Origin of the sequence: Tautonia marina, from assembly GCF_009177065.1 — a bacterium.
In the GTDB taxonomy this organism is placed as follows: domain Bacteria; phylum Planctomycetota; class Planctomycetia; order Isosphaerales; family Isosphaeraceae; genus Tautonia; species Tautonia marina.
In genome coordinates this window covers 140,616-149,602 of the sequence record NZ_WEZF01000019.1, presented here as the reverse complement: position 1 = coordinate 149,602, position 8,987 = coordinate 140,616, and the positions used below count along the sequence as shown (strand labels likewise).

The window sequence follows — 8,987 nt, the reverse complement described above, 5'->3', positions numbered from 1 at the left end:
GTCTTTGGCGCAGTCCGTTGGGTGTCCAGGGCTTCCCTCTTTGTGTCCGTAGCAGGGGACCATCGGGAAAGCGCCGCGCCATTACTCTGAGATAGTCGAGCCAGCATTTAGGGAGATAAAGTAGATATTGCTTACCCTTTGATCTCATCTTGGCAATGCCGTTATTCCAATCGATGTGGCTTGCTTGCATGGTGCATAACAAGTGTGGTCGCGCGACTGTGCTATCCAACAATTGCATCATAATTTTCAAATCGTCCGGCGCGACTTCCAAGAGCCGTTTCACTTGATCGTCTGTCAGTAGCAGTGTCCGGCGCTCCATTGATGGCTTGTGAACACCAGCAACCGGATTCTCTGCAATGAGTTTTTCGCGCTCACACCAATTGAGGAATGCATTTACTACGGTCAGCACTCCACGCGAGCCACTACTCGACCAGCCTTGCTCTCTTGACCAGCGTTCCAACTGCCCTGGCGTCAGTTTTTCAGGCGCGTAAGTCCCGAATCTCTTACGGAACTTTGAGAGTCGAGCCTTTGCTACAGTCCAACTATTATTGGAGCGCGTAGCTTTGTAATAAGCAAGACAAATATCTACTAGCGCGTCTATATCGCGCGGTCTTTCTAGCGGCAAGTCCGAAGCAATGGGCGGCTTAGTTCCGGTCAGACTATGGAACTTTTCCCATGCTGATTTTTCGTCTTTGCCGAGATTGATTTGCTTGCCTTGATGGTAAACAAACCAACAGCCTCGATCGGATCTGAACCAAGGTTTTGCTTTCCGTGCCATGATTCCATGCCGTTGGCACAGAACCCGACGCGATCCCCTGGCAGTTGTCCTAGGCGTAAGTCCCTACAGTGTAAAGACTTCTGAGTATGCCCGGCAGGACTTGAACCTGCAACCTTTAGCTCCGGAGGCTAACGCTCTATCCAATTGAGCTACGGGCACGTTGAACACCTGGTATTGTTCCGATTGTGAGCGCCGTGTCAAGCGGCTGGTTTCCAGGTGATCGGTTGAATTCCATCAGCCAGGAGCGGGGCCGAGGGGGATGGATTGGTGAGCGCGGGGGGGGGAACGCCAACGCTCACCGAGGAACCTTGGTCAGTCGGAGGAGTTTGAAGCTCCGAGGCGGTGCGGGGGAGAGTCGATGATCCAGCGGCGCAGGGTGATGACCCAGGAGACACCCATGTAAAAGGCGGGATAGTAGAGCGAGATCAAGGTCAAGGTCCGAATCTCCGCGTTCCAGCCCGGGGGCGAGTCGGAGGGCATTCGCCAGAGGATCCAGATCAGGAGGAAGGTCCAGGGAACGGCCAGCAAGTTGCTCAGCATGTTGAGCCGTCCCGGCTGCGAGGGATAGAGGTATCGGCTGGGGATGAACGTCAGGAAGCCGAACAGGACGAGGGTTGCCAGGGCGGCCCATTCGGGAAGGGGCAGGACGTAGAGGTAGAAGGCGACGACATTCCAGTGAGAGGGGAAGCCGAGGAAGTAGCCGTCGTCGGTCTTGGCCTCAACCTGGCAAAAACCATAGGCGCTGGCCAGCAGAGGCAGCAGGAGCCAGGCTTCCATCCCACTGGGGAGGATCTCGGCCCGCCAGATGAGCAGCAGGGGCAGGAACGTGTAGGTCAGGAAGTCGGTCAAATCGTCGAGCTTTCGACCGTCGAAGTTCGGCAAGACGCTTTTCACGCCGACACCGCGGGCCATGGTGCCGTCGGTGGCGTCGACCAGCGTGGCAAGAAGCATCAACGCGAAGGACCAGCGGAACGCGTCGGCATCGCCCCGCACCAAGAGCACGGCGATGGAGGCGGCGATGACCAGGCCGAGGGCCGTGTAGAGGTGCACGCCCCAGGCCATCACCGTGCGGACCGGGTCCCCGGCTCCCGGACGACCCTGATCGGCGTTTGGCTCGTCGGTGGTCAGGTTCTCTCCCATCACGGAATCTCGGGATGTCATCCTCGTTCGCCTCCCTCAGGATCAAGCACCATCGTCGCCGGCGCAAGAGTCACGGGCGCGCGGTGGGTTTCGAGAACGCCGGTCTTGTGTCGACGGACCAGCCAGTAATACGAGCCTCCTGCCAGCAGCATGGCGGCCGTCGCCAGCGGGGCACTGAACCGCCGGGCCGGTTCCGTGCCGTAAATTTCCGTGCGGGGCCAGGAGAGGTTCACGATCACGAAAATGCCCCAGACCACGGCCAACACATTGACGGGCAAGCCCCACCAGCCCATCGAAAAGGCGTCGGAGAAGTGGTGCGGGTGAGCGCCTCGATACGCCTTGCGAAGCCGACGAGAGAGCAGCGGCGCCGTCACCATCAGGTAGGCGAGGTTGGCCCAGACAATCGACACCGAGGCCATGACCTCGATCACTTGCGGGTAGTTGACGTTGACCACCAGCATCAGGATGGCACACGCCCCCAGGAACACGGCCGGCCAGGTGGGTGTTCGAGAGGTCTCGGAGATATGGGCCAGGGTCTCGGAGAACGGCAGGTTATTATCCCTCGCCATCGCGAACATCAGGCGAACGGCCGCGGCGTGCACGGTCAGGGTGCAGACGGTAATCGCCACCACCAGCAGACAGAGCAAGGGGCGCCCGAGCCGGTCTCCCAGGACCTGCTTGATCACATAGGGCATTCCGCCACTGACCAGGCCGAGCTGCGGGTCGGCCGGATTCTCGACGGCGCACAGGGCCGTGACGATCAGCAAGCCCCCGACCAGGCCGACCGAGGCCAGGGCGAGCAGGATCGCCCGGGGAGCGCGTCGCCTCGGGTTGTCGGTTTCCTCGGCAAGTGATCCGGCGGTGTCGAAGCCGTACATCACATAGGTTGCCGGCAAAGCCGCGGCCAGAAACGCCCCGAGAATGCCCAGCGATCGACCTTCGCCCAGGCCCTCCACGTTTAGGACGATGCTCGGCCCTCGACGCGCCGCAAAGGCCATCAGAGCCACGAGCAGGATCGCTCCGACGATCTCGGCAAAGACTCCCGCATTGTTGATCCGAGACAGCAACCGCACGCCGACCGAATTGACGATCGTGCTGAAGACGATCAGGATGCAGCCAAGGAGCACGGCGTTCTTTGCGGCGTCGTCGGGATTGGCGGCCGAGCCGATGATCTGAAACCCGGACCAGAGCTGCGGTAGGGTAATCTGAAGCGCCAGGGCCACGGCCGCCAGCGTAATCCCCGAGCAGGCCAGGTAGACCCAGCCGGCCATCCAGCCCATGCCGGCCGATCCGATATGCTTGGACCACTGGTAAACGCCCCCGGAGAGGGGATACCGCGCCGCCAGTTCCGCAAAGCAAAGCGCCACCAGAAACTGTCCGAGAAAGACCGTCGGCCAGGTCCAAAAAAAGGCCGGTCCACCCGCGGCGTAGCCCATGTAAAAGAGCTGAGGGAGGCCGGTCAGGATTGACAGATACGAGAAGCCGACGGCGAACGAGGAGAAGCTCCCCAGGGTCCGGTCAAGCTTCTGCCGGTACCCGAAGCCGGCAAGTTCGTGGGTGTCTTCGGTTGGTGCCTCCTGAGACACGCGGGAGATCCTCGTCACTGGTCATTCGGGGGGGACACACGATGAACGCGGCAAGAAGGAACGATAACGTTTTAGCATAGAGCGTCCGGGATTGCGCGACGAGTTGTCAACGCAAACGTCTCTCAAGAAAATCCTTTCGCCCCCCACCTGCAGTTTCGACGGTTCTGGCCCTGTCGAGCCCTGACGAGCGGATTCGAAAGGAAGCCGGCGGAACTCGAAGTCCTTCGACACGACTCCAGCAGCACAATGCTCGACGAGCGAAGGGCAATCACGGCGTCCCAAGGCGATCGACGTCGCCATCTTTTCTGAAACTTCCGTGTCGAGTCTTGCGTTGCGGGAGGTTCGAGGGATACGATCATGAGGAGTGCAGTGGAAGCGTTCGATATTCCCTGTGATGAGTCGCATCGGCATGCCGCACCTGGCGGTACTGTTCAAATGCTGGCTGCTGTTCCGAATCGTGGCCTGCCCGTGCTTGAGCGGGGAAAGCTTTCACGATTGGTCGTCGCTTGCCTTCTACCGATGGGCGGGAGCGGCCACGATCCCTTCGGATGATCTGTCCGATCCCTTCTCGGTTCCCGACCTTGGCCCTTGCATCTGCGACGGGGCCCCCACCTCGACTTGCTCCCCTTGCTTGGTCGACGATCGCTCCGGCGAACCTCTCGCCGAATGGGCGATCCCCTTGAAGCAATCGATCGCACTGCCGGACGCCGAATTCAGCGTGCGACGATTCAGGCCGCCGAGCCCGTTCCGTGCGCTCCCGGTGCGCGCGATGCTTCAGAACTTCCGCTGCTAGCGCAGCGTCTGCCCTTCCTCTCGCAAAGCCCGGCATCAGCCTCGATCCCGGAACCTTTGCACGCACGATTCGGGATCTCCCTCCCCCTTCCCGATTCCCGGAAACCGAACGTCACGCCGAGGGCCGATGACTCCAGGGACATTCCCCTGGTGATCGGCTGACGAAGCGCACACCCCGCCCGGGAACGTCTTTGACCCAATAAGGATCGTTCTTATGAGTCGTCTTCTCTCATGGGTCGGCAATCTGATTGCTTACGCCGTGATCGCCGTCATCTTGCTCGCGGTACTCCGGCCGGATCTGGTGGAGATCCCCAGCCTGTCGAGTTTTCTGGAAGAGCCTGAGACCAAGGCCGAGGACACAACCCCCCCCGTCGTCGTCGAGGACGAAGGGGATCAGGAGGCCTCCCCGGAGTCGGGCTCAACCGCCACGGGTGACTCCGCAGTGAGCCTCTCCGCCGTCCGACTTGCGACTCCGGACGTGGCGCAACGCATCGGACTGCAAACGGCCATCGCCGAACGCCGAATGATCGTCGAACGCGTTGAGGGGAACGCCGAGACCCAATACAACGGCCATCACTATGCCGAGATCGTTCCTCGGGTGGCCTGCGTGGTTCGGGAGGTGCTCGCGGATCACGGAACCCATTGTCAGCCCGGAGATCGGCTGGCCGTCGTGGATTCGGCCGAGGTCGGAACGGCGAAGGCCAATTACCTCTCCGCCCGGGCCATGGCCGAACTGGCCGAGGCGACGCTGGCGCGGACCATCACCCTCTCGGCCAGTGACGCCCTTCCCAAGGCCCGAGAGCTTGAAGCCCGAGCCACGTTGAATACCGCCCGAGCCGACCTGCTCGGGGCCTCGCAGCGGCTCCGCAATTTTGGGTTTACCGACGAGGATCTCGAACAGATCGCCGCCAAGAACGACACCTCGTCGTTGCTGGACGTTGTGGCGCCGATCGAGGGAACGGTCGTCGATCTTCATGCCGTGATCGGCGAAGCTCTGGAGCCGAGGACCGTGATGTTCCTGCTGACGGATCTCTCGTCCCTCTGGGTCTGGATCGACGTGCCGGAAGCCGAATTCAGCCGAGTCAGCCGTGGGCAATCGGTCACGTTTGACACGAAGTTGGGGACCGAGTCTCCCGCCAAGGGGACCGTTGAGTGGGTTGATTCCTCGGTCGATCCGGTCACGCGGACCGTCCGAGTCCTCGCCAAGCTGGAGAATTCCGAGGGAGGGCTGCGAGTCAATCAGTTTGGCTGGGGCTCGATCGCGGTCGCCGAACCCCGGGAATCGGTCGTGATTCCGCGACAGGCGGCGCAGGTAGTGACCCCCGGCAGAACGGTCGTCTTCGTCGAACAGGCGGACGGCAGCTTCCTTCCTCGTCACGTCGAGGTTCAAGAGATCCGGGAGCCGGGAATGGTTGAAATCGTGCAGGGCCTGGAACCGGGAGATCGGGTCGTCACCACGGGGGCCTTTTTCCTGATGTCGGAACTGCGCCAAGACGAACTGGCCGGCGACTAATCGGTTTTCCCTTTCGAATCGGCCTCCTGTCGGGAACCTACCGCATGCTCAACGCGCTGATCAATGCGAGTTTGAACAACCGCTTTCTCATTCTGATGTTAACCCTGATTCTCGTGCTCGTGGGAGTGAACGCGGCGTTGAAGTTGCCGCTCGACGCGTTCCCCGACACGACGCCGCATCAGGTGCAGATCAACACCGTGGCCCCTGCCCTGTCGCCCGAGCAAATGGAATTGCTGGTGACCTACCCGGTCGAACTCTCGCTCGGGGGCCTCAAGGGGCTGCAAGAGGTCCGTTCGGTCTCGAAGTTCGGGCTTTCGCAGGTGGTGGCGATCTTCGACGACTCGACGGAGATCTACTTCGCCCGCCAGCAAATTTCCGAACGCTTGGCCGGCTTGCGATTGCCCGAGGGGATCGACCCACCCGAAATGGGGCCCGTGGCCACGGGCCTGGGAGAGATTTACCACTATTATCTCAAAAGCAATGTTTATGATTTGACAGAATTGCGGACGCTGCACGACTGGGTTGTCCGCCCGCGATTAATGCGGGTTGATGGAATCGCCGAGATCAACACGCTGGGCGGTCTGGCCAAGCAATATGAGGTTCAGCTCGATCCCTCGTTACTGGCCAAATACAACCTGACCTTCGACGACATCTCGCAAACGCTTCGTGAAAACAACCAGAATGTCGGCGGCGGCCCGGTGGACCAGGGAGGACAGCTTGCCCTGATCCAGGGGGTTGGCCTGGTGCAATCGACCGAGGATATTGCCGACCTGGTCATTACCTCGGTCGGTGGTGTGCCGATTCGGATTCGAGACGTGGCCGACGTGGCCATCGGCCATGCCATTCGCCGGGGAGGCACCACGGCCGAGGGTCAGGGGGAGGTCGTGCTCGGGCTCGCCTTTATGCGGATGGGCGAAAATTCGAGAAACGTCACCCTGGCGATCGAATCCGCGATGGAGGAGGTCCGCAAACTCCTTCCCGAAGGGGTTGAGGTCGTCGTCGTTTACCGACGGACCGAGCTGATCGACCGGGTCTTGCACACGGTCGAGGCGAATCTCTTCGAAGGGGCGATTCTCGTCATCGCCGTGTTGTTCGCCTTCCTCGGAAACCTGAGAGCCGGTCTGATCGTGGCCTCGGCGATCCCACTCTCCATGATCTTCGCCCTCTCGATGATGCAGCGCGTGGGAATCGCCGGGAGCCTGATGAGCCTCGGAGCGATCGACTTTGGCCTGGTGGTGGACAGCTCGGTGGTGATGGTGGAGAACTGCGTCCGCCGGCTCTCGGAAGATCGCTCAACCCGCTCGAAAAAAGAGATCGTGCGGGAAGCGGCCATCGAAGTTCGCAAACCGACCATGTTTGGCGAACTTATCATCATCATTGTCTATCTGCCGATCTTGACCCTTGAAGGGGTCGAGGGAAAGCTGTTCCGGCCGATGGCCCTGACGGTCGTCTTCGCGCTGGTCGGCTCGATGATCCTCTCACTCACGTTGATGCCAGTCCTTGCCTCGCTCGGTCTCTCGAAGGGCAAGGAGGAAAAGGAAACGATTCTCGACCGGATCGCCCTCTGGGTGTACCGGCCGATCCTTCGTCTGTCGATGAAAAACCCGCTGAAGACCTTGTTGCTCGCGGTGACGATGACGGCCGTGATGGTTCGGTTGGCGATGGGGCTTGGATCGGAGTTCATCCCTCGCCTCGGAGAGGGGGCGATCGTCTTCAATACCGTTCGGCTGGCGAGTGTCAGCTACGACGAATCGCAACGCTACGGCAGCGAACTGGAGCGGATCCTCCTGGAAGAGTTCCCCGATGAAATCGATCACCTCTGGACCCGGATCGGAACCGCCGAGGTCGCCACCGATCCGATGGGCCTGGAACTCAGTGACGTCTTCGTAACGCTTCGGCCGAGAGACCTCTGGACCCGAGCCACCAACCAGGAGGAACTCGTCAATCAGATGGCCGAAATCGTCGAGCAGTTGCCCGGCACCGAAGCGGTGTTCAGCCAGCCGATCGAGCAGCGGATCAACGAGATGATCGCGGGGATTCGCGCGGACCTGGGTGTCAAACTGTTCGGCGATGATCTGGACGTGCTGCAAGCAAAGGCCACCGAGATTGCCAAAATCCTCGAAGAGATTCCGGGGGCGGCCGATGTCAGCGTCGAGCAGGTGACCGGCTTGCCGGTGCTCCGCGTCGTCGTCGATCGTCCGGCCCTGGCTCGTCATGGCGTTCCGGCGCGGGTCGTCCTCGATGCGGTTCGGGCCGCCGGCGGGATTCCCGTGGGTGAGATTTTTGCCGAGGAGGGAGGCCGCCGGTTCCCTCTGGTCATCCGATTGCCCGAGCGGTACCGCGATCACCCCGAAGCCCTGCAGGAAATTGTCATTCCGACCGCCTCGGGGGCTCGCATCCCGCTGTCCCGGCTCGTGCGGTTTGAGGAGACGGTGGGTCCATCGACCATTCAGCGCGACTGGGGTCAGCGTCGGATCGTCGTTCAATCAAACGTTCGCGGGCGCGATCTCGGCTCCTTCGTCGAGGAGGCCCAGCGCCAAATCGAGGACCAACTGACCTTGCCGACCGGCTACTCGATCGACTGGGGAGGCCAGTTTGAGAACCTGATCCGAGCCCGAAACCGGCTGTATCTGGTCGTTCCCGTGGCCCTCGGACTGACGCTTAGCCTGCTGTATCTGACCTTCGGCTCGGCCCTCGACGCGGCCTTGATTTTCACCGGCGTCCTGTTCGCCTCCAGCGGCGGAGTCTTCGGCCTCTGGTCGCGTGGCATGCCCTTTACCATCTCGGCGGGAGTGGGGTTCATTGCCCTCTCCGGCGCGTCGATGCTGATGGGCCTGGTGCTCGTCAACGCCATTCGCAATCGCATTGAATCGGGAATCCCCAAGGATCGGGCGATCCGAGAGGCCGCGCTCGAACGTTTACGACCGGTCCTGATGACCGGGACGGTGGCGGCCCTGGGGTTCTTGCCAATGGCGACCTCCGAGCGGTTCGGCGCCGAGGTGCAGCGCCCCCTGGCCACGGTGGTCGTGGCGGGAATGGGATTCAGCACCCTGACCACCATGATCGTGCTCCCGGTCCTTTACTCCCTCTTTGGGCAGGGGCCCCGCCATCGTGATCGTGACGAACTCGAACCGGAACCCGAGACGAACGGAGAACCCCCTGCCAACCCCTGAGAAGG

At 61.4% G+C, this 8,987-nt stretch carries 5 protein-coding genes and 1 tRNA gene; 2 read left to right on the top strand and 4 right to left on the bottom strand.

Annotated elements, in window-relative coordinates; translation table 11 throughout:
- From GA615_RS21015 to GA615_RS21000, 4 genes are all read right to left on the bottom strand, one after another.
- Nucleotides 1–778 (bottom strand): tyrosine-type recombinase/integrase (locus GA615_RS21015; protein ID WP_152053292.1); only part of this gene is annotated, 778 nt, incomplete at its 3' end.
- 85 nt (nucleotides 779–863) lie between these two features.
- A tRNA-Arg gene (locus tag GA615_RS21010) sits at nucleotides 864–937 on the bottom strand.
- A gap of 153 nt (nucleotides 938–1,090) precedes the next feature.
- Nucleotides 1,091–1,939, bottom strand: coding sequence for a CDP-alcohol phosphatidyltransferase family protein (locus GA615_RS21005; RefSeq protein ID WP_201750268.1), 849 nt, complete (start codon nucleotides 1,937–1,939; stop codon nucleotides 1,091–1,093).
- Complete coding sequence (locus tag GA615_RS21000; RefSeq protein WP_152053291.1) at nucleotides 1,936–3,504, bottom strand: amino acid permease; 1,569 nt, start codon at nucleotides 3,502–3,504, stop codon at nucleotides 1,936–1,938. The genes GA615_RS21005 and GA615_RS21000 overlap by 4 nt, the downstream gene beginning before the upstream one ends.
- 1,006 nt (nucleotides 3,505–4,510) lie before the next feature.
- On the opposite strand from GA615_RS21000, the gene GA615_RS20995 reads away from it, so the two are divergent.
- Both GA615_RS20995 and GA615_RS20990 read left to right on the top strand, forming a co-directional pair.
- On the top strand, nucleotides 4,511–5,809 hold the full coding sequence (locus GA615_RS20995; protein WP_152053290.1) for an efflux RND transporter periplasmic adaptor subunit: 1,299 nt from the start codon (nucleotides 4,511–4,513) through the stop codon (nucleotides 5,807–5,809).
- A 44-nt stretch (nucleotides 5,810–5,853) separates the two neighbouring features.
- Nucleotides 5,854–8,982 carry an efflux RND transporter permease subunit gene (locus GA615_RS20990; protein WP_152053289.1) on the top strand — a complete coding sequence of 1,043 codons (3,129 nt, stop codon included), beginning with the start codon at nucleotides 5,854–5,856 and terminating at the stop codon, nucleotides 8,980–8,982.
- Nucleotides 8,983–8,987: the final 5 nt, after the last annotated feature.